General features: G+C 33.4%; 18 protein-coding genes. 14 read left to right on the top strand and 4 right to left on the bottom strand.

Features of this window, described 5'->3' with window-relative positions:
- Positions 1 to 23: 23 nt before the first annotated feature.
- The 9 genes from ACJJV4_RS09525 to ACJJV4_RS09485 all read left to right on the top strand — a co-directional run bounded on the left by ACJJV4_RS09525 (position 24) and on the right by ACJJV4_RS09485 (position 12,908).
- Positions 24 to 395 carry a cupin domain-containing protein gene (locus ACJJV4_RS09525; RefSeq protein ID WP_405293798.1) on the top strand — a complete coding sequence of 124 codons (372 nt, stop codon included), beginning with the start codon at positions 24 to 26 and terminating at the stop codon, positions 393 to 395.
- Positions 396 to 929: 534 nt separating this feature from the next.
- Complete coding sequence (locus ACJJV4_RS09520) at positions 930 to 4,160, top strand: SusC/RagA family TonB-linked outer membrane protein (RefSeq protein ID WP_405293796.1); 3,231 nt, start codon at positions 930 to 932, stop codon at positions 4,158 to 4,160.
- Positions 4,161 to 4,166: 6 nt separating this feature from the next.
- Complete coding sequence (locus tag ACJJV4_RS09515) at positions 4,167 to 5,738, top strand: RagB/SusD family nutrient uptake outer membrane protein (RefSeq protein ID WP_405293794.1); 1,572 nt, start codon at positions 4,167 to 4,169, stop codon at positions 5,736 to 5,738.
- A 12-nt stretch (positions 5,739 to 5,750) separates the two neighbouring features.
- Positions 5,751 to 6,938, top strand: coding sequence for a hypothetical protein (locus ACJJV4_RS09510; protein ID WP_405293792.1), 1,188 nt, complete (start codon positions 5,751 to 5,753; stop codon positions 6,936 to 6,938).
- 23 nt (positions 6,939 to 6,961) lie between these two features.
- Positions 6,962 to 8,929 (top strand): PKD domain-containing protein, encoded by a 1,968-nt coding sequence (locus ACJJV4_RS09505; RefSeq protein ID WP_405293790.1) that lies wholly within the window; start codon positions 6,962 to 6,964, stop codon positions 8,927 to 8,929.
- Positions 8,930 to 8,949: 20 nt separating this feature from the next.
- Positions 8,950 to 9,870, top strand: coding sequence for a polysaccharide lyase family 7 protein (locus ACJJV4_RS09500; RefSeq protein WP_405293788.1), 921 nt, complete (start codon positions 8,950 to 8,952; stop codon positions 9,868 to 9,870).
- Between the two features lie 155 nt (positions 9,871 to 10,025).
- On the top strand, positions 10,026 to 10,730 hold the full coding sequence (locus ACJJV4_RS09495) for a FadR/GntR family transcriptional regulator (RefSeq protein WP_405293786.1): 705 nt from the start codon (positions 10,026 to 10,028) through the stop codon (positions 10,728 to 10,730).
- A 74-nt stretch (positions 10,731 to 10,804) separates the two neighbouring features.
- Positions 10,805 to 12,103: an MFS transporter gene (locus tag ACJJV4_RS09490; RefSeq protein ID WP_405293784.1), complete on the top strand. Its 1,299-nt coding sequence runs from the start codon at positions 10,805 to 10,807 to the stop codon at positions 12,101 to 12,103.
- Between the two features lie 40 nt (positions 12,104 to 12,143).
- Positions 12,144 to 12,908, top strand: coding sequence for an SDR family NAD(P)-dependent oxidoreductase (locus ACJJV4_RS09485; protein ID WP_405293782.1), 765 nt, complete (start codon positions 12,144 to 12,146; stop codon positions 12,906 to 12,908).
- A gap of 57 nt (positions 12,909 to 12,965) precedes the next feature.
- Here ACJJV4_RS09485 and ACJJV4_RS09480 read toward each other — a convergent pair whose 3' ends face one another.
- Positions 12,966 to 13,988, bottom strand: a complete 1,023-nt coding sequence (locus ACJJV4_RS09480; RefSeq protein ID WP_405294162.1) for a LacI family DNA-binding transcriptional regulator — start codon at positions 13,986 to 13,988, stop codon at positions 12,966 to 12,968.
- A 156-nt stretch (positions 13,989 to 14,144) separates the two neighbouring features.
- Here ACJJV4_RS09480 and ACJJV4_RS09475 point away from each other — a divergent pair, with 156 nt between their 5' ends.
- A complete protein-coding gene (locus ACJJV4_RS09475) occupies positions 14,145 to 15,191 on the top strand; it encodes a PfkB family carbohydrate kinase (RefSeq protein WP_405293780.1) in 1,047 nt (348 codons plus the stop codon).
- Between the two features lie 90 nt (positions 15,192 to 15,281).
- Positions 15,282 to 15,950 carry a bifunctional 4-hydroxy-2-oxoglutarate aldolase/2-dehydro-3-deoxy-phosphogluconate aldolase gene (locus tag ACJJV4_RS09470; RefSeq protein WP_405293778.1) on the top strand — a complete coding sequence of 223 codons (669 nt, stop codon included), beginning with the start codon at positions 15,282 to 15,284 and terminating at the stop codon, positions 15,948 to 15,950.
- Positions 15,951 to 16,029: 79 nt separating this feature from the next.
- Here ACJJV4_RS09470 and ACJJV4_RS09465 read toward each other — a convergent pair whose 3' ends face one another.
- The 3 genes from ACJJV4_RS09465 to ACJJV4_RS09455 form a co-directional block, all read right to left on the bottom strand.
- Positions 16,030 to 16,839, bottom strand: coding sequence for an HAD family hydrolase (locus tag ACJJV4_RS09465; RefSeq protein WP_405293776.1), 810 nt, complete (start codon positions 16,837 to 16,839; stop codon positions 16,030 to 16,032).
- Between the two features lie 125 nt (positions 16,840 to 16,964).
- Complete coding sequence (locus ACJJV4_RS09460; protein ID WP_405293774.1) at positions 16,965 to 19,472, bottom strand: outer membrane beta-barrel protein; 2,508 nt, start codon at positions 19,470 to 19,472, stop codon at positions 16,965 to 16,967.
- A gap of 100 nt (positions 19,473 to 19,572) precedes the next feature.
- A complete protein-coding gene (locus tag ACJJV4_RS09455; protein ID WP_405293772.1) occupies positions 19,573 to 20,376 on the bottom strand; it encodes a helix-turn-helix domain-containing protein in 804 nt (267 codons plus the stop codon).
- Positions 20,377 to 20,516: 140 nt separating this feature from the next.
- On the opposite strand from ACJJV4_RS09455, the gene ACJJV4_RS09450 reads away from it, so the two are divergent.
- The 3 genes from ACJJV4_RS09450 (at position 20,517) to ACJJV4_RS09440 (ending at position 22,191) form a co-directional block, all read left to right on the top strand.
- Positions 20,517 to 21,524 (top strand): LacI family DNA-binding transcriptional regulator, encoded by a 1,008-nt coding sequence (locus ACJJV4_RS09450; protein ID WP_405293770.1) that lies wholly within the window; start codon positions 20,517 to 20,519, stop codon positions 21,522 to 21,524.
- Positions 21,525 to 21,831: 307 nt separating this feature from the next.
- The gene (locus ACJJV4_RS09445; RefSeq protein ID WP_405293768.1) at positions 21,832 to 21,978 is read left to right on the top strand and encodes a hypothetical protein; all 147 of its coding nucleotides are present in this window, start codon (positions 21,832 to 21,834) and stop codon (positions 21,976 to 21,978) included.
- A 45-nt stretch (positions 21,979 to 22,023) separates the two neighbouring features.
- Complete coding sequence (locus tag ACJJV4_RS09440) at positions 22,024 to 22,191, top strand: hypothetical protein (RefSeq protein ID WP_405293766.1); 168 nt, start codon at positions 22,024 to 22,026, stop codon at positions 22,189 to 22,191.
- Positions 22,192 to 22,359: the final 168 nt, after the last annotated feature.

Below are 22,359 nucleotides of genomic sequence, written 5' to 3'. Positions count from 1 at the left end.
TAAATCAACTTAAATAAAAAATTATGAAAAGATTAAGTGAAAAGTATGTCATCACAAAAGACATGGAATGGGAAGAACTTGGAGGAGGAGTTTCAAGAAAGTTTTTGGGTTACGATAATCAAATTATGATGGTAAGGGTAAAATTTGAGAAAGGAGCATTAGGTTCTCCTCATCAACACTTTCACACGCAAGCTACTTTTTGTGCTTCAGGTAAATTTGAATTTGAAATTGATGGAGTAAAGCAAATTGTAGAAGCAGGAGATGGTGTATATATTGAGCCGAATTTATTACATAGTGCGGTTTGTCTGGAAGCAGGTGAGTTAATTGACACGTTTAGTCCGGTAAGAGAAGATTTTTTAAGTGGTGATGGTGTGTCTTATTTTGGAGACAAATAATTAAAGTATAAAATCTATTTTGTTATTAAAATGATATTTTTTAACACCTTTTTAGGTAGAGACGATGTTTTATTAGGTGTTTTTATATCAATTCTTTAAAAAACTAAAAAAATGTTTTAACATTTTTTTAGTTAAAATGTATTTAAAGGCTGTAATTAACAAAATTTTATATATATTTGGTAAACCAATCTGGTCAACCAGTTATTGAATTGAATGAAGTAAACCAATACTTATAATAATAGGAAGTAAGGTGAAAGCTTTTTTTAAATAGAATAAAAAAAGGACGGGTGTGCGCCCATCCTTTTTTAGTTGATTTACTTCTTTTAGGAGGGAAGTAAATTAAAAACATGCAATTACAGTATTAAAAACATGTGTTCTACAAAATTACTAAGATTACAGTTAGTTCATATTGTTTTTAGGATTGCTTTAAGAGTTAAATATCTCTTAAAATAATCACGTTTTTTGAACATAAGAGAGTTCAATTAATTCTGGAGTGTGAATTCCAGACCAAACAAAAATTAAACTAAATTGATTATGAATTTAAAGTCTAAACTAATTTTAGTAGTAATGTTGGTTTTCAATATTACTTTATTTGCGCAGAGCAGCATGCAACTGAAAGGTGTTGTTGTTTCAGCGACAGATGGCATTCCTATTCCAGGGGTAAATGTTATCGTTAAAAACACATCAAAAGGAGCGTCTACAGATTTTGATGGTGTTTTCGATATAAAAGTTGAAAAAGGTGATGTTCTTCAGATTTCTTACATAGGGTTTGTGTCTCAAACGATCATCATATCAAATCAGAAAACTCTAAATATTTCACTTAAAGAAGACGTTGCTCAGTTAAATGAGGTTGTTATTATAGGGTATGGCGATCAAAAGCAAAAAACAATAACAAGTGCATTATCGAAAGTATCTGGTAAAGCTCTAGAAGATGTTTCTGTTGCTCGTGTTGAAGATGCACTTCAAGGAAAAGTAGCAGGTCTAAGAATTCAAGTAGGAGCATCAGAGGCTGGTGGAGATCCTAAAATTACCTTAAGAGGTCCTGGGTCTATTACAGGCTCATCATCACCACTAATTGTTGTAGATGGTATTGTTTTAGGTAATGATGCTGATATTTTAGGTTCTATAGATAATAATGATATCGATTCTATAAGTGTTTTAAAAGATGCTTCCTCTGTTGCTATATACGGATCTCGTGGTGCAAACGGTGTGATTTTAGTAACGCTTAAAAAAGGTGTTTCAGGTAAAACTAAGTTTTCTTTTAACTCATTTACCGGATATAAATACGCTAATAAGAACGATAATTTTAACACAAGTATTTCTGACGAAAGAGCTAGGTTAAATGGATTACAAGGTGTTATTAATGATATCTCGGTAGACAGTCCAAATTATGATAGAATTATTGGTGATTACGATTCGGCCTATGCTGAGTTAGATGCTATGGATTTTATTGCTTCTCTTGGAGGTGGTGAAAAAAATTGGCAAGATGAAGTTTTTAATGGCGGAGTAATAACAAGTCATTCTTTAGGTGTTAGAGGAGGAACGGAATTAACTAGTTACACGGCGTCTTTAGGATATCTTGAAGATGAAGGTATTGCATTAACGGATAATTTTAAAAAGTACAATGCTAGAATTAAGGTTGATAGTAAGTCGAAAAACAAAAAGATAAAGTTTGGGGCTAACTTAAATGTAAATTATAATGATCAAAAAAAGTTACCAGCGAGGTTTACAGATCCGTTAAGACAATATGGGCATTTACCTCTTTACTTAAATGAAGACCATTTAGAATATGTAACTAATTTCCCTACAGATGTAGGAACCTCTACAGATGCTGGTAAATTATTTGAAAACCTAGAGGAAGGTAGTTATGGTTTTTCTAGGGCTTTTGATCACGTTTTTACGCAAGATCCAAATAACCCAAGACAAATTTTAAGAGATCCAAATACAGGTCTTCCAGTAGCGAGTGATTTAACTTCAGGCGGGTTAACATTATCTACTACAAAAAATGTACATCCATTAGTTCACTTTTTGGAACGTTCTAGAACAAAAAAGAAGTTAAGTTTAAACGCTTCATCTTACATTGATTTTGAGTTAGCAAAAGGGCTTAATTTTAGACAAACAATTTCTGGTGTTTTTAGACATAACAAGAACAATGATTTCGATTATTTATACGGTCAAGAAAATAGAGATCAAGAAGCTTTTCGTGCAGAAGGAAGAGATGAGCTAAATCAATTTGCATTTGAGTCTCTTGTAAAATACAAGAAAAGTTTTGGTAAGCATGATTTCAATTCCGTATTTGGTTTTGAGTATACTCAAAGGGATTTTTACACACAAGAAACAGAAGCTGTAGGTTACACCAATGATTTCAATAATAACATTGCACTTGCAGATGGAGGAACAACCTATACTGATAACGGAACAGATAAATTGGTTTCGTATTTTGGAAGAATAGATTACAATTATGATGAGAAGTACTTATTTCAAGTATCTGCTCGTACAGATGGAAGTACACGTTTTGGTCCAAACACGCGTTTTGGATTCTTTCCAGCAGCATCTGTTGGTTGGGTTTTATCTAAAGAAAACTTTTTGGAATCTAGTGAAGTCGTAAGCTTTTTAAAATTAAGAGCTAGTTACGGTATTTCTGGATCTAACGAAATATCTAACAATATTTTCGAATCGCTTTACAGGTTTGAAGAAACATTTGGTACTGTTGGCTATAATGGCCAAACGGGAGTTAAAGGTTTAACTTTAGCAAATCAAGATTTAGGTTGGGAAAAACTTGTAGAATTCAACCCAGGACTAGATGTTACTTTCGGTAGGAGTCTATTAAACTTAACTTTAGATTACTATACAAGAACGAGTGAAGATTTAATTCTTTTTGCTCCTGTGCCTGGTACATATGGTGCTGATAATTGGCTTCAAAATATAGGTGAAGTAAAAAATGAAGGTGTTGAAATTGAATTAAACTCAAGACTTATAACTACAGAAGATTTTAGTTGGGCTGCTTCTGGACAGTTTTCTTTAAATAGAAATACGGTACAAAGTTTAGGGAAAAGTGAACAAATTATTTCAGAAATATCTCAAGACACAAGAGCAACACAATTTATAGCTCGTGTGGGACAACCAATAACATCTTTTTATGGTTGGGTTTACGAAAAAGAAATTCCTTTAGAATGGGTTGATAACCCTTTTAATAGATTTAATAATGATTTTGCAGATGTTTATGTTAAGGATTTAAATAATGACGGAATTATTGATGATGAAGATAGAACAGAATTAGGTAGCCCATATCCAGATTTTACTTGGGGTTTCAATTCCGATTTTACTTATAAGGATTTCGATTTTGCTTTTCAATGGCAAGGATCTCATGGCGCAGAAGTTCGTGTAGCCGATTTAGATCAGTTATATTATGCTAGTGAATCTGCAGTTAATGAGTTAGCTAATTTCCCTGATAGAGATTTAACGGTGCACAGAAGGTTTACAGACGATCACATTCAAGATGCTTCTTTTGTTACCTTAAGAAACGTAACACTTGGCTACTCGCTTCCCGATTCATTTACTTCAAGGAATAATATAGACAAACTAAGATTTTATATAACAGGTGAAAACTTATTATTCTTTACAGCAAAAGGGTACGAAGGGTTTAATCCTGATGCATCTGGACAAACATCTGATAATGCCAATACGCCATTAACATCGGGTTACCAAAGAGGAGATGGTCCTGTGGTTAGAACAATTTCAGCAGGGATTAACTTTCAATTTTAATTAATTATGAAAAAGATATATAAAAATATAATACTTTGTTTTTCTTTAGCAGCTTTAGTTACAAGTTGTGAGAAAGAATTAGACCTTAGTAATCCAACGGCACTTTCTATAGAAGAGCTATTGCAGACCAACAATGGATTTGAATTATTGTCAAATGGTGTTTTAGATGCTTATCAAAAAGTGCCAGCAAACGAATTTCTTTTAATAGAATTAAGATCTGATAATGTTAGAGCAAATTCTGAAAACGGAAACTTTCCGGCAATTAATGCCTACAATGTAGATCCTAATAATGGAGATGTATCAACATATTATTCTAACAATATGTCTACCATTAAACATGCTAATACCGTTATTGATAATAGGTTTTTAGCTCCAGAAAATCAGCAATACACCGTGGGTGAAGCTTATTTTATGAGAGCATTATGTCACTTTAACTTAGTAAGAGCATATCAAAATGTACCATTTGTAGATAAGGTTTTAGATATTACTAAAGACGAAGCATTAGATTATCCTCAACTTCCTGAAGCAGATGTTTATGCGAAAATTATTAGCGATTTTAAAACATCAATAGCTTACTTAGATGGTGTTGCACAGAACAGATACCGCCCTTCTAAAGGTGCTGCTATTTGTTTAGCTGCTAAAGCGTATTTAAGTCAGCCTAATCCTAATTACGAAGAGGCAGAATTATTATTAGCTTCAGTTATAGAAAATAATAGTGTATACAACTATGATTTAATATATACAGAACGTGATGCAAGTTTAACCGATCGGGAGTACTATGCAACTTTAGCAGTAGACTACGGTAATGTTTTTGGTAATCAATTTACAGGTGGTTTTTCAGAGTCTGCATTAGCATCAGATCCAGTTCTTGATGGTGACTGGTCTAATAATCCTGGTTTTGAAATCAATGAAGAAGTTATTTTCTCTATAGCTTACGATCTTGTTAGTAGTGATAATTACACTACTAGTGATAGTGGTTTAGGAGATCAAGTTGAAACAGATTCAGAATCTCATAGTTTCGCAATGACGTTGCAAGGTCCTTCTAATGGTGTAAATATCGCTTCTCCTAATTTTTTAGAGATCATGACGCCGGAATTACAGCCTGTAAGATTCCCTGGAACTATTAAAGCATTAGATTATAGTGCTTTTTCAAATGATAATACTGTGGATGTTTTTAATGCTAAATTTCCAACAGATGGTGAAATTGGTGATAATGATTGGATTGTTTTAAGATATGCTGATGTGCTATTATTATATGTAGAAGCTATTTTAGGTACTGATGATAGTACAACAGATTCCAGAGCTATTGATGCATTTAATCAAGTAAGATTAAGAGCGGGCTTAGAGGAAGTCGTTAATGTAACAAAGGACGAATTGTTGGCTGAAAGACAGGTTGAGTTTGTGTACGAAAACCAACGTTTATATGATTTAATTAGGTTTGGTGAAGCCGATAGAGTATTAACTGATTTTTCAACTTTAAATAGTTTGTTTTATACCAACGAGAAGAAATATCTTCCTTTTCCTCAAAGAGAAATAGATAATTTACCAAACTTTTACAAACAAAACAACGGATACTAATACCTCATAATTATGAAAAAATATTTGTTTAATTTAAAATATGTAGTGGTTGGTGCGTTAGTATCTCTAACAGCTTGTGTTAGCGATGATTTAGCTAATGTTGGTGATTTGGAAGATATCACAGGACCAACACCTTTTTATAACTCTACCGATGTAACATCTTCAGAGTTTAATTGCAATAAAGAAGAGCTTTGGGCAAACTATGAAATTAATTTTCAAGCTGGTTCAAACTTAGCTGTAAATGGTACAAATTACGAATGGGTAGTTACACCAGCTGATGGAGTAACTTTAATTAATAAAGATTTGCCAATTTTAGAAAAGTCGATAGAGGCTGAATTAGCTGAAATAGTTGCTATTGAAAAAGAGATTGCTAAGCTTGAATTTAAAGTTCCTTGCGAGAGTAATGCAGAAAAGAAAGCGGTTCTTGAATCTCAAATTACCGATTTCGAAAGCCAATTAGAAACTGCTAACAATAATCTTTCTGATGAAATAAAGCAAAATGTGGCAGATTTAGAAAGTCAAATTGAAAATTTAGAAGCGGCAACCTTACAAGATAGAGAACTTATATTTGGTTTTCCTGGCCCAGGAGATTATACGGTTGGGTTAACGGTAACTGATAATCTTGGTAAGTCGAATTACACAGAAAAGATAATTACCGTAAATCAAGCAGTACCAACAATTCCAATTCCTGAAATAGGCGAGCCTGGTTTTGAAGATAATAGTTTGTTTGATGGATCTGGCGATGGTAGAGACTCTTGGAGATCTCCAAGTAGTTCTAGTTGGGGGTCTGTTTTTCAGATTAATACCGATAGTAACGGTAGAGGTGAAGGAAATGATTTGCCTGAAGGGATTCAAGCAGCAAAGTTCCCTTCAGATGGTACCAGAACGGGCTATCAAGAAATTGAGGTAACGCCAGGTGCAACTTACGTATTATCATATTTTAGTGCTTTTGAAGAAGATACCTTTGGAGACGTAACAGTAGCCATTATAAATACTAATGCTTCCAATCTTGAGGAAGCTAAATTAGAATCGAATATTATTGCGTCTAGAACGGATACAAACGATGGTAGAGTAGCAAATGTATTCAAAAAACACGCCATCACATTCGAAGCAGGAGAGAATGAGAGTGTTATTATCTTACTTACCAACACAGGTGTAGAAAGTAGGTTAGATGCATTTGATATCGTAGTTAAACAATAAAAACCTTCTAAAAATTTAATATTATGAATTATAAATTATTTAAAAAATTAGATAGAAGCGTTTTAGCTTTACTATTCATGTTTTTGGGTCTTATATCTTGTTATGATAGCGGATACGATGAGTTTATACCGCCTACAGGAAATGTAAATAATATACAACCAAATACATTATTTACAACAAGCACAAGTGCAGATGATACTATGTCATTTGTGTTTAGAAGTTATTCAACAGATGCTGCTTCTTATTTATGGGATTTTGGAGATGGTAACACATCTACAGATGCAAATCCAAATTATACTTACGCTGTTGGAGGTCTATATACCGTAAAACTTACCACAAAAAGTTCTGAAGGTTTGGTAGCAGAAGATTCATCGGAAGTAGCTCCCCTTTTTCTTGATTTTGATTTTACAATAGTAGATTCAGAAGTAACTTTTCAAAACCTTAGTTCTGGAGCTAATAGCTTAGTTTGGAATTTTGGTGATGAGGAAACTTTAGAATGGGATTCTGAAGATACTGAAGATGATGCCGATTTTAGTCCTGTACATGTTTATAAAACAGCAGAAACTTTTGTAGCAACGCTTACTGCAACTAATTTTTTAGGAGCAAGTGTTTCTGTATCAAAAAACATCGAAGGCTTGGTTTTATCTACCGTTCCAGATTTTACGTTTGCTGTCTCAGGTTTTACCGTAAATTTCACGGATGCATCAGTTTTAGCAGTTTCTTATAGTTGGGATTTTGGTGATGGTACTACATCAACAGAGCAGAACCCAACACATATTTATGCAGGAGAAGGTAGTTATGATGTAATATTAACAACTACAAATGAAGCAGGTGTATCTAAAAGTATAACAATTGGGGTTCCAGTTGGAGGCATTCAAGCAACCTTTGCAGCCGTTATTCTAAATGGTACAATGGATGAGTTTACAGCTAACAAGGATGATAATAACGATGCATGGGAAACAGATCCTCCAAATAGTTTAAAAGACGGATCGGACAGTCCATACTTATGGGATAATAAAGGTCTTAGAGATGACTTAGGATTAAAAGCTGCTGGAATAACCACATCTGCTAATACCGGTAGCTATGCATTAAAATTTAGTAGTAACGATCGTAGAGCTTATCAACCATTTGCAGTTGAGGTTGGAGTAGAGTACACCGTTTCAATGTTTGTTAGAACAGAAACAGGAGATAATTTTAATGTGTATATGCTTAATAATGAAGCTCAAGATGAGAATGATTTAGCGGGAAATAGTGATGCAGTATATACGGTTTCAGGAAATCCAAACTCATACGTAGAACACACTTTTACTTTCAGAGCAAGTTCTTCAACGGCAGTGTTTTATGCTGTGCCAGACAGTGGAATTAGCGGAGATTCTGAAGTTTATTTAGACGATATATCAATTCAAACACCTGGTTTTGATGCTTCAGGTCAGCCTACTGGAGTTACCGCAACTTTTGCAGCAGCAATTCTTAATGGTACTATGGACGAGTTTACAGCAAATAAAGATGATAATAATGATGCTTGGGAAACAGATCCTCCAAATACATTAAAAGATGGATCGGATAGTCCGTACTTATGGGATAATACGGGACTTAGAGATGGTTTAGGCTTAAAAGCTGCCGGTATTACAACTTCGGCAAATTTTGGTACATACGCTTTAAAATTTAGTAGTAACGACCGTAGGGCTTACCAGCCATTTGCGGTAGAAACTGGAGTAGAGTATACTATAACCATGTATGTTAGAACAGAATCTGCAGATGATTTTAATATATATATATTAAATAATGAAGTTCAAGATGAAAATGATTTAGCAGGAAATAGTGATGTAGTATATACGGTTTCAGGAAATCCAAATTCATATGTAGAACATACATTTAGCTTTATAGCGAGCTCATCTAATGCTGTATTTTATGCCGTACCATCTAGTGGTATAAATGGAGATTCAGAAGTATATTTAGATGATATTTCAATTGAAACTCCTGGGTTTTAATAAAAATATTTTTAGTAAAAATGAAACACTTTAAAAAAGAAATATTAGTAATTATATTAACAGCTTTTCTATCTGGAAACGTTGCTTGTCATGCACAGAAAAGCAACGTTTCAGATTCGGATATTAAAGTTGAAAATAAAAAGAAGAAGAAAAAAAGGAAGAAAAAAATTAAGCTTCCAAATATAGATTTAAGTCATTGGAGTGTTACAACTCCTGAAAAGAATAGTAAGGGTGGCGCAATGAACATTGAGCCTCCAGAGATTTTAGATTACGCCACAGACGAAAGGTTATTACCATATATGTATAATGATTCTACTAGTGGAGCATTGGTTTTTTATTCTTTTCCGAGTAATGCCACAACGGCAAATACAAAGTACACAAGATCTGAATTAAGGGAGCAAATGGTTCCTGGTGATAATAATACGAACTGGACCTTTGCAGATGGTGCTAACATGAAAGGGAAACTAGCCATGGGAGAAACAACAAAAGATTCAGACGGTAAGTATCATAGAACTATTATCATGCAAATTCATGGGCGTTTAACAAATGAACAAAGAGATTTAATTGGTCAAAAAGATAATAACGCACCTCCAATTTTGAAAATATATTGGGATAGAGGTAAAATTAGAGTGAAGACAAAAGTGCTTAAAGATTTAAGCGCAACTGGTGAAGCTTTATTGCATGAAGATGCTTGGGATGATGATGACGGATTTAATTTTGAACAAGAAGTTGGTTTTAGAAAATTTACGTTAGAAGTAAAAGTATCTGAAGGTAAAATGGTTGTTGTATTGAATAATAATGAGTACAAGGTTTATGAAGATATACACATGAGAAAGTGGGGTGTTTTTGAAAACTATTTTAAGGCAGGAAATTATTTTCAATCAAGAGATGAGGGGGCGTATTCTAAAATTAAGTATTACGAACTTGAAGTAAGCCATTAAAGGAATAATAAATAGAAATCTATTTGATCAGGTTATAAAAATATACTAGATAAAACAGGATTAATAACTTAACTGTTTTGTTTAAGTTTAGCACCATTATTTGGTTAATCATAAGTAAGTGTTAACCGGTTGGTAGTCATTAAATTGAAAAAAATATGAAGTTAGAAGTAGTTACATTAAGCGATAGTCAGAAAGCACAAAACGATATAATTGGTAAAATTAGAGATCTAATCAATTTTAAAAACTTAGAGCCTGGAGATAAACTACCTGCAGAGCGAACCTTATCTGAAAAGTTTGAAGTAACACGCTCTAACGTTCGTGATGCTATTCAAAAATTAGAGTTTTACGGCTTATTAAAATCTATTCCTCAAAGTGGCACTTTTGTAGCAAATATAGGTGTAATTGCTATGAACGGAATGATTGATGACATTTTAAGGTTAGAGTCTTCCGATTTTAAATCTTTAGTAGAAACAAGAATTTTGTTGGAATTAAAAACGGTGAGATTAGCGTCTTTACGAAGAACGGAAGAAGATTTAAAAAATATAAAAGCAGCCTTAGATGCTTACAAGGAAAAAGCCTTGTCTGGAGAAGATGCTGTTCAAGAAGATTTACTTTTTCATTTAGCTATAGCAAAAGCAAGTGGAAATAGCACCATAAACATGTTTATGTTAACTATTACACCGCAAATAATTATCGATTTCGGTAAGTACCATGTTTGTAATATAGATCAGGCTGTTGTAGGAATTCAAGAGCATAATGATATTTACGATGCTATAAAAAAGCAAGACCCCGTATTAGCCAAACAAAAAATGAAGGATCATTTTAAGATTCTTTATCAATATTGTTATAAGGTTGAATAAATTGAATCTCATTTGAAAAATAACGTATTCGAATATAATCGAATATTTAAATTAAACTTAATTATAATAAAGTTATGAAAGTAAACGGATTAAGATGGTGGGTTGTAGGACTTGTTGCGTTGGCTGCAGTTATAAACTATATAGATAGGCAAGCTTTTGGAGCGCTTTGGCCTGATATCGCAAACGATTTATTTCCTGAAATGGATAAGGATGGCCATAAAGCTATTTACGGTACCATATCAACTGTATTTATACTTTCATATGCTGGAGGTCAAGCTCTTTTTGGAAAAATTTTCGATTGGATTGGTACCAGAATTGGATTTGCACTTTCAATTGGTGTATGGTCGATTGCTACCTTTTTACACGCATTCGCACAAGGTATGCTAACTTTTTCAATCTTTAGATCAATCTTAGGGATTGCTGAGGCAGGAAATTGGCCTGGAGCGGCTAAAGCTAATGCAGAGTGGTTCCCGACAAAAGAGCGTGCACTTGCTCAGGGAATTTTTAATTCCGGAGCAGCCATTGGAGGTATAGTTGCTTATCCAGTTATTGGGTTGTTATCTGCTTATTTCGATTGGAAAGCTATATTCATAGTTGTTGCAGCTCTTGGATTTTTATGGTTATTACCTTGGTTATTTATTGTTAAGGGGGATCCTAAATCTCACCCTTGGTTATCAGATGAAGAAAAACAATATATTCTTTCTGGACAAAAAAATCAGGATATTGACAATGATGGTACTTACGATGATGGCTATAGTCCTAATACAGGAGAATTGTTAAAGCGTAAAGAGAGTTGGGGTGTTATAATTGCCTCTTCTGCAATCGATCCTATTTGGTGGCTTTTTATTGTTTGGATACCAATTTATCTATCAGAGGTTTTTGGTTTAAATATAAAAGAAATAGCGTTCTCTGCATGGGTACCTTATGTTGGTGCTATGATTGGCGCAATCTCTGGAGGCTTAATTGCTAAAAATAGATTAAACGCCGGATGGTCTGTAGATAAAACTCGTAAAATGACTATCACCTTGGGCTGTTTAATTATGATTCCTTGCTTCTTTCTTTTAAGAGCGCCTGGTACAGCCATCAATGCGGTAATTATTATGGCCGTGCTACTGTTTGGTTTTCAAGTGGCTATTGGAAATATTCAAACACTTCCGAGTGATCTTTACAGTGGAAAAATTGTTGGTACGCTTTCTGGTTTTGCAGGAATGGGAGCTAAATTGGGAGCTGCAGGACTTACTATCTTAGTTACGTTTGTAACTACAGGAGGTAACTATACACCTGCATTTTTAATTGGTGGAGCATTAGCTATAATAGCTTTATCAGCTGTTTGGTTTTTAATTCCTAAAGTACATCCGTTAAAAGAAAAATAAAAAATAAAGCATATAATAATAAAACTTAAATTTAAAAAAGATGAGTGATTCAAAAGTAAAAGTAGCGGTTATAACAGGTGCTACAGGTGGTATTGGTTTTCAAGTAGCAAAAAGATTAGGTCAAGACGGATACACTGTAGTATTAAATGGTATTGAAGATGAAGTAGGTGCACAACGTGTAAAAGAACTTACTGCAGAAGGAATTACTGCTGAATATTTCGGATTTGATATGACAAAAGACGAAGCAGTAACTGAAAACATTACTAAAATTGGTGAAAAATACGGGAAAATTGATGTTCTTGTAAACAACACAGGTGGTATTGGTGTTAGAGCTAGATTTGAAGAAATGACAACTGAACAATACAGATTTGTTATGGCTTTAAACTTAGATTCAGTATTTTTTGCATCAAGAGCAGCTATTCCTTTCCTTAAGAAAAGTGAAAACCCTAGCATAATTAACTATACTTCTAATGCAGCATGGAATGGTGCAGGACCTGGAGCTGGAATTTATTCAGTATCTAAAGGTGGAGTACAATCTATCACTAGAGCTTTAGCTAAAGATTTAGCAGAATACGGAATTAGAGTAAATGCAGTATCACCTGGTACTATTGATACGCCTTTCCACGCACAAATTAAAGCGACTAAACCAGAAGTTTTTGCTTCTTGGGCAAACAGTGTTTTATTAGGTAGATTAGGTCAGCCAGAGGAAGTGTCTGGTGTTATTTCTTTCTTAGCTAGTAAAGATGCATCTTTTATTACAGCTGAAACTATCCAAATTGGTGGTGGACAAGCTTTAGGTATCTAAATAATTATAGATTTAGTCAAAACTTATAAAGCGTCTTTGTTTAATTACAAAGACGCTTTATTGTTTTTTAGAAGAGTCTCTAATAATCAGTTCCGCGTTTAAAATAATCTTGTTTAGTGTTTGGGTAAACGATTCTTTTTTAACGTGCTTTAAAAAGGTTTTAGCAGCAAGTTGGCCAATTTCTGAGCTATGTTGTTCAATACTCGAAATGGTTGGAGAAACTATAGCTGTAAAAGCTTCATTTCCAAAACCAACTAAAGCAATATCTTCAGGCATTTTAATTTTTTGTTCATTTAAAACCTGAAAAGCACCTAAAGCAGCATAATCTCCAGCAACATAAACAGCATCTGGTCTATTGTTTAAAGCTAATAATTGAGTCATTTTTTCTCTACCATCTTCAGTTGTTAGGCTACTTTCAATTAAGAGTTCTGGATCTTGTGGTAAATTATATTTTTTTAAAGCATCCACATAACCACGAATTCTATTGTTAAAAATTCGAGTACGTTTAAAACCTCCAATATGGGCAATGCGTTTACAACCTTGGTTTACCAAGTGCTCCACAATCATATGGCTGCTGTTGTAATCATCAATACCTATATAATCTACGTTTAAATCATTTTCACCACGGTCAAATAAAATTAATGGAATACCTTTCGATTTTATCTTTTCATAATAACTTAAATCTATAGTTTCATTGGCCATTGAAGCAATTATACCATCGACTTGTGTGAATAATAAGGTATCAATATTTGCGCATTCTTTATGATAAGACTCATTAGATTGCGTAATAATAATATTGTAACCGGCCTTATTTAAAACCTCTTCCATATTTTGAATAACTGAAGAGAAGAAGTTGCTATTTGTACGTGGTACGATAACGCCAACTAAATTACTTTTACCGCTTCGTAAAGCACTAGCTAAATGATTGGGTTGGTAGTTTAGGTTTTTTGCAACTTGTTTTACGGCTTTTTTAGTTTTATCACTAATTCTGGAGTCGTCATGAAGTGCTTTTGAAACCGCGGCGGCAGAAATATTTAAAACGTTTGCAATATCTTTTATGGTTGTTTTCTTTTTCACAATGAAATTTTTTATATATTTGCTTAAACGTTTAAGCAAATATACTGAGTTAGTATTTATAATCAAAGCACGATATTTAAAATATAAGGTTTTGATTTATTTTTAATTTTTTGGTTAAACGTTTAAGCAACTTTAATTAAATTAATAAGTATTAAAAAAATGGGTAAAGTAGTAACATTCGGAGAAATCATGTTAAGATTAGCTCCTCAAGGATTTTTAAGATTTTCACAAGCAAATAATTTCGACGCAGTTTATGGTGGTGGAGAGTCTAACGTAGCGGTTTCTTTAGCTAATTACGGTGTAGATGTTGATTTTGTAACACGTTTACCAAAGAATGATATTGGTGAGTGTGCTATGATGGAAATGCGTAAAAGAGGTGTTGGAGTTGATAAAATTGTTTATGGTGGAGATCGTTTAGGAATTTATTTCTTAGAAACTGGAGCTGTATCAAGAGGTTCTAAAGTGGTTTATGATCGTGCTCACTCTGCAATTGCTGAAATTGAATCAGGAATGATTGATTGGGATACTGTTTTTGAAGGATGTGAATGGTTCCATTGGACAGGAATTACACCTGCAATTTCTCAAGGTTCTGCAGATGTATGTTTAGAAGCTGTAAAAGCTGCAAGTGCAAAAGGAATTACTATTTCTACAGATTTAAATTACCGTGCGAAATTATGGAATTACTGTGATGATGCTCATAGAGAAGCTGTGATGACAGAATTAACATCTTACTGTGATATTGTTTTAGGAAATGAAGAAGATGCAGAAATGCACTTTGGTATTAAGCCAGATGGAGCAGCTGTTCAAACAGCAGGACATGATGTTAAAGCAGAAGCTTTCTTATCAGTTTGTAAGCAAATGACAGAAAAATTTCCAAGAGCTAAAAAAGTAATTACTACTTTAAGAGGTTCTATCTCTGCATCTCATAACACATGGGCAGGCGTTTTATATGATGGAAAAGAAATGTTACAAACGCGTCAATACCAAATTACTGATATCGTAGATAGAGTAGGTGGTGGAGATTCGTTCATGGGAGGTTTAATCTACGGATTATTAAAATACCCAGAAGATGATCAAAATGCATTAGACTTTGCAGTTGCTGCATCTTGTTTAAAACACACTATTAAAGGTGATGCAAACTTAGTAACTGTTGCCGAAGTTGAGAAGCTTATGGGTGGAGATGCTTCAGGACGTGTTGCAAGATAATATATAAGTTTATTTGTTAAGCTGTTGAGTCGTTTATTTGCGAATCAACAGCTTAGCAGCTTATTTAACTTAACGAATAAATATAATAAAATGGCACAATTTTCAAGATTAGAAGTGGCGCAAGCCATGAAAGATACAGGGATGATTCCTTTATTTTTTCATAACGATATAGAATTAAGTAAAAACGTATTAAAAGCGTGTTACGATGGTGGAGCAAGATTAATGGAATTTACTGCGCGTGGCGATTTCGCTCACGAAGTTTTTGGTGAATTAACTAAATATGCTATCGCCGAATTACCAGGGATGATTATGGGCGTTGGTTCGGTAACAGATGGTGCTGCAGCTTCACTTTACATGGCTTTAGGAGCAAACTTTATTGTAACTCCAGTTTTAAGAGAAGATATTGCAATTGCTTGTAATCGTAAAAAAGTATTATGGTCTCCAGGATGTGGAACATTGACTGAGATTACTAGAGCAGAAGAATTGGGATGTGAAATTGTAAAACTTTTCCCTGGTGATATCTACGGACCACAATTTGTAAAAGGAATTAAAGGCCCACAACCATGGACAAGCGTTATGCCTACAGGTGGAGTTTCTCCAACTGAAGAAAACCTAAGAGGTTGGTTTGATGCGGGTGTTACTTGTGTTGGTATGGGATCTAAATTAATATCTAAAGATATTATTGCTAATAAAGATTACGCAAAATTAGAGAAAGATGTAAAAGCAGCTTTAGCTATTGTAAAAGCGGTTAGAAAGTAAGTTTTAAATACTGTAAATAAAAAGCCTTCCTTTTTTCTTAATGAAATTGGAAGGCTTTTTACTGTTTTAGCGTAGTCTTCTAAATAAATTTACTGTTTATTAGGGCTTCTAAAACAGTCTCTACTCCTTGATCCATGTTGCTTTTAGTTTCAAAATTAGCTACTTGCTTTACATTAGGATGCGCATTTTGCATAGCATAACTGAAATGTGCTAATTGTAGCATTTGCAAGTCGTTATTATAATCGCCAAAAACCATAGTTTCATTTTTACTAATGCCCATGTCTTTTTGTAGCATATTTAAAGCGTAGCCTTTATTGGCATCTATATGCGAAATATCGAGCCAGTTTTGCCCAGAAACTGTTACTTGATAATCGTTTTCTATTTCTGAAATATGAGGTAAAATATGCTCTTCTGAAGATTTAAAATGGTAAACAGCTATTTTCATAAAATCGTCGTCGGTTACTTTTGTTAAATCTTCAACAATTTTATAAGCAGTGTAATATTCACTGAATTTTGAAATAAATTCAGCGTCATTGGTTTCAATATAAGCGTTTTTTCTTCCGCATAAAACAATATAACAGTCTTTAGTTTTACGGAGTATTTCAATAGATTTCAAAACATCTACATTAGATAATTTTAAAAGCACATTGGTTTCATTTTTGTGCTGCATTAATCCACCGTTTTCTGCAATTATAGAAATATCGTGTTTTATAGAATCGAGCTTATGCACAATGCTTTGGTATTGGCGCCCACTAGCTGCTACAAAATGAATATTTCGTTTTTTAAGTTCTTCAAATTGTTTAAAAAAGCGATTGCTTACTTCACTATTGTTATTTAATAGTGTGCCATCCATATCGGTGACAACGAGTTTTACTTCAGATAAATTCATATAAAATAGTTCTTAGCACAAAAATACAAACTAGAATTGACAGGGATGTTAGTTAAATATTAAAATAAAAAACCTGCAAAATGTTCAAGTCTTGCAGGTTTAATTTTTATTATGAAAGTCATTTATTAAAACTCTTTTTTACCAAATTCACTATCAATAAATTTAGATTTATTTTTAACCGTATTAAAGGTGTACGATAAATTCAAAGATACCATATCAACTTCATATCTGTAATTTGTGGTGGTATAAAATTGGTCTAGTCTAGAAGTTGTAATGCGTTGTTCATTTGTGCTAAGTAATCCCATATCTATGTTCTGCCATTGTAACGTTGCTGTTAAACGATCGTCAAAAAATGTTTTTCTAAATGCTAAATTTGGTGAATAGAATCTAGAGTCTTCGCCCATAGCAGTATTTCTATCGGACAGATAATTGAACGTAAATTGCAGTGATGCATTGTCCCAAAATGAATAGGTTGAATTTAAGTTGAAAGAGTAAATCGTCGACTTTGAATCAATATTGTAACTTCTAGAAACACCATCTCTGTGATTAAAGTTTAGTACACCATCAATAGCATAATTATAGATATTTGCACCAATAACGTTTGTCCAGTTTTTGGTAGGTTTAAGTGTTGCTCCAAACTCTAAGCCTACGGCATTGCTTTTCCCAACGTTAGAATATACACGGTTTATAACACTGTCTATTATGGCACCGTTGGTTTCGTAAGCTAATGTGTTTACTCGGTTTATCACGTTATTCACATGTCTAAAATACGTGGTTGCATAAACGGAATTGCCTCCTTTTAATTTTTTTGTTACGCCCAATTCAACTAAATCTATAAACTCTGGTAATAAGGTATTATCACCTTGCTCAAAAACTTCTGAATGTTCACGCTCGGCAAAACTATTCATTTTTAAAGTGGTGGTGCGCTCTACACGTTTACTGTATGCAGCTTTAATGTTCGTTTTATCATTAATGGCATATTGCACAGATGCAGAAGGAAATAGTTTTACAAAATCGTATTCGTAAACATTTGGAGTTGTTTCACTCTTTAAAGATTCGGTGTACGTTCTATCCATAGATTCTAAACGCACGCCAGCATTATAATCCCAGTTGTCTTTTTTGCCTGTTAATTGTGCATAACCAGCATGAATGGCACGTTTTAATTGGATATCACTAGAGAATTCTGGTACTAAAACGCCATCACGTTCGTAAACAAAATCACCTTTGTGATCAATATCTCGGTATTGGTAGCCGGTTTCAAGTGTTCCGAAAGAGAATGGTTTCCACGCGTAATCTAGGTTGAACCGTGTTCCGTAAAGCGGATTATCATTAGTGTTGTACTCTTGTTGGTAGATAATAGAATTATCAGGATGGCCTAAGTTATCATTCACAGTTGGGCCACCTAAAAAAGTGTATTCATATAAAATAGAAGTGGATAATTTAGAATCGTCATTAAATTTGTGTGCATAATCGAAACTACCTAAAGCGAAATCTCCTTTTCTAATCCTTAAGTTGTGGTTATAATATTCAAAAGTGTATAACCTGTTTTCTGTTCCAATTGGTGAAACGGCGTGGTTATCGTAGTAAACAATATCGGCAAGCCGCTCTTTGGTGTGTTTCCCTGCGAAAAAGCCAAGTGAAAACTCATCATTTTCATTAGGTGTAAAATCGACATTAAAACGGCCATTATAACTAACTTCATCAAAACTACGCTCACCATCCGAAGGTAAAAAGGTGGTTTTGTTTTCGGCTTGGTTTACAATAAACATATCGCCTTCACGACGTCCTGTTTTATCGTTACGTTGGTAACTTGCTCCAAGAGAAATATTCCATTTATCGGTACGTTTATTTACTGTAGCATCTATGCCATAGCGTTTTGCCGGTACTTTAGTATCGTAAGGTTCAATAGAAGGAAATCCACCACGAACATTAAGTTGAGTAAATGTACCGTTTGTAGCTCCTTTTTTTGTTTTAATATTTAAAATTCCACCTTTTCCTTCTGGATCGTATTTTGCAGATGGCGCTGTAATTAGTTCTACGGTTTCTAATGCATTTGCAGGTAATTGTGCTAAAATAGAAGCAGCATCGCCTTGTGTTGGTTTTCCATTTACCAAAACTGTAAATCCTTTACTACCACGAACACTAATTTCACCTTGGCCATCTACGGTAACCGATGGTAAGTTTTTTATAACATCAACGGCATTGCCACCTTCGGCATTTTGATATTTTTTTGTATCGAATACTTGACGGTCAATTTTATGAACAACAGCAGAACGTTCTGCTTTTATCATAACTTCGTTTAATTGGCTTCCTAAAGTTAATTTAATGCGTCCTAAGTTAATAGCTTGTCCTCTTTTATTAACTTGAATAGTTTCCGATTTATAAGAAGTGTATCCCATGAAAGAGGCTTCTATGTAGAACGTGCCCGATTTAATGTTTTCTAAAGAAAAGAGCCCTTCTATATTAGTGACAACACCCGTAATTAAATCACCGTTGGTTTTGTATAGGGCTGCAGTAGCGTACTCTAATGGTTCGTTGGTGTCACCATCAATAATTTTACCGCTTATTTGACTAAAGATAAGTTGGGTTGAAAAGAAAAGCATTGTGAATGCCAAAGAGATTTTAAGTTTCATTTTACTTAATGTTATTTTTTTAGTTCGTTTAATTGTTTGAAGCAAAGCTATAGGTATTGCTTAAAACAAAATGGTGTTTTTGAAAAAATTATGGTATATATCATGTTTTGCTTTTAAACTCGCTAGGCGTTTTTCCAACGTGCCGCTTAAAGTATTTTGTAAAATGTGAATTATCTCTAAAAGAAAGTGTATACGCGATTTGAGATATGTTTTTTTCAGTATATAAGAGTAAACGCTTGGCTTCACTTAAAATAAAATTAGACAAAACTTCGGAAGCTGTTTTATTAGATTCGTTTCTGCAACTTGTGTTCAGGTTTTGCGGACTAGTATTGAGTATGTTTGCATAGTGCTTTACACTATTAGATAGCGTTTCTTGCTGGCTTAATAACACAATAAATTCTTGATAAATGGTTAGGTTACTTGGTGTTTTTTTATTTTCAATTTGAAGAAGTTTACCTAGCAACACCTTTAATAGACCTTCTACAATAGCTTTGTTTTTTTTGTTTTTATTTTCGTGAATTAGAAGTTTAAATAACTGTTCGATAGTTTTATTATCTTTAGTTATCAAGTAAGTAAATGCACTTATGTTTATTAGCTGTTGTTTAATTTTAATATCTAAACATTGCTCTATAAACTCCTCTTTTATAATAATAACGTAGCCTTGAGGTTCTGAGGTTAAATGCCAATAATGAATTTGTTCTTTTCTCACAATAAAAAAGATGGGATGATTTATTTCTATTTTATAGTGATCTATAACATGGAAACCCGTAGCTTTAGTAAAATAAATAAATTCTAAATATTTATTATGCTTGTGCGGCTTGGTTACCCGTGTATGTGTTCTAAAAGGTTCTATTTTTATATATTCTTGAAGACGTGTTTTATCTTTTATGGTGAGTTCTGTCATAATTAATGAGAAAGAATAAAATAGAGACTTATTAATAATTGTCTATTTTACAAATATAAAATAATTGTAACTTATATGTAATAGGTTAAATTGAAAATACTATTTTTGTAAATTGCACTTCTTTATATCTCAAAACTGGTATGGTTACATTAAAACAATTAGCGAAAGAATTAGGCGTTTCAATTTCTACAGTTTCAAAAGCTTTAAATAATAGCGAAGAAATTGGAGAGGATACTGTGAGACGTGTAAAAGAGCTTGCAGAACTGTACAATTACAAACCGAACAAAGTCGCGTTAAGTTTAAAAAATAATAAGACGAAAACCATAGGCGTTATCATCCCAAATATTTTAAACAGAATTTTGGCCAAAGTACTTTTTGGAATCGAAATTGAGGCTGCAAAACATGGCTACAATATTATCACGTGTATATCGAATGAATCGTTAGAAAAAGAAAAACAAAGTCTGCAATTACTTGCCAATGGTAGTGTAGATGGTTTTATTTTATCGGTGGCCGAAGAAACACAAATTAATAATGAAATTGAACACTTCAAAAAAACCATTAGTCAAGGGTTACCAATTGTTATGTTCGATCGGGTTGCTCACGATGTCATGTGCGACAAAGTTATAGTCGATGACTTTGACGCCATGTATAATGCAACTAAGAGTTTATTAAAAGAAAAAAGAAAAAATATTGTCTTTATTAGTAATATTAACGACCTCAGTGTTGGTAAGTTACGTGAGCGCGGATACAATAAAGCAATCTTAGAGCACGGTGTACAAGAGCCACTGGTTTTAAAGATAAAAAAGAAAAAAGACGATCATCAGAAAAAAATAAAATCTTTCTTAAAAAAGAATAGAACCGTTGATGCCGTTATAGCAGCCGATAGTTCGTCTGGAATCATAGCTTTAAACACAGCTATAAACTTAGGACTAAAAGTACCAAAAGATTTCTCTGTAATTGCTTTTGCAAGTAAATCAGATTCTAATCATACCATCCCAAAATTAACAACTATTCGTCAACATGCAAAAGAGATTGGAGTAAGTGCTGCTCAAATGTTAATTACTCGAATGCAAAATTTACCTGCTAATGCAGATGTGAAAACTAAGATTGTAAAGACGAGTATTGTCAAAAATAAATCCACTTTATAGCTAAAAATAGCTTTTTTTGTAGAATTTTACTTTCAATTTGTTTTTTTTTAATGCCTTTGTCGCGACTGATTATCGACGTAATGCATTCTACGCAAGAATAACCTTATTTTTACGGTAAGGCTAAGCCTTTTTATGCATGTTTTTTACGGGAAATCCTTTTTTTACTGAAAATTTAAAAAAATTCTTCTGTACTTTTGCTTCACTGATCTTAAGATAATTACCAGTTTTTTACCCTTTAATTCGTACAAATTATCGGGCCAGGATTCCATTTGCCAATTTTTAAAATTAACCTTAAAAACACAAAACAATGAAAGCATTAAAAATTACATTATTAGTAGCAGTATTAGCAACAGCATTCGCATCATGCACAGAGCAAGATTTAAATGATGATGAAATTCTAGGAAATGACGAAGCAACGAGCGCGTATTATACAGGCGGCGACATCGACGAATAGATAACAAACAAATAGCGAAACAATTCACATTAAAAACACAGAATAATGAAAGCATTAAAAATCACATTCATATTAGCCTTATTAGTAACAATATTTACATCATGCACAGAGCAAGACTTAAACGATGATAGCGTATTAGCAGGAAATCAAACCGAGAACACAGATACAGGCGGAGATATTGATGAATTCACAGGCGGCGACATCGACGAATAGATAACAAACAAATAGCGAAACAATTCACTTTAAACACACAAAATAATGAAAGCATTAAAAATCACATTCATATTAGCCTTATTAGTAACAGTATTTACATCATGCACAGAGCAAGACTTAAACGATGATAGCGTATTAGCAGGAAATCAAACCGAGAACACAGATACA

This window comes from Algibacter sp. Ld11 (genome assembly GCF_045066735.1).
Lineage (GTDB): Bacteria > Bacteroidota > Bacteroidia > Flavobacteriales > Flavobacteriaceae > Algibacter.
This window is presented reverse-complemented; position numbering and strand designations above follow the sequence as displayed.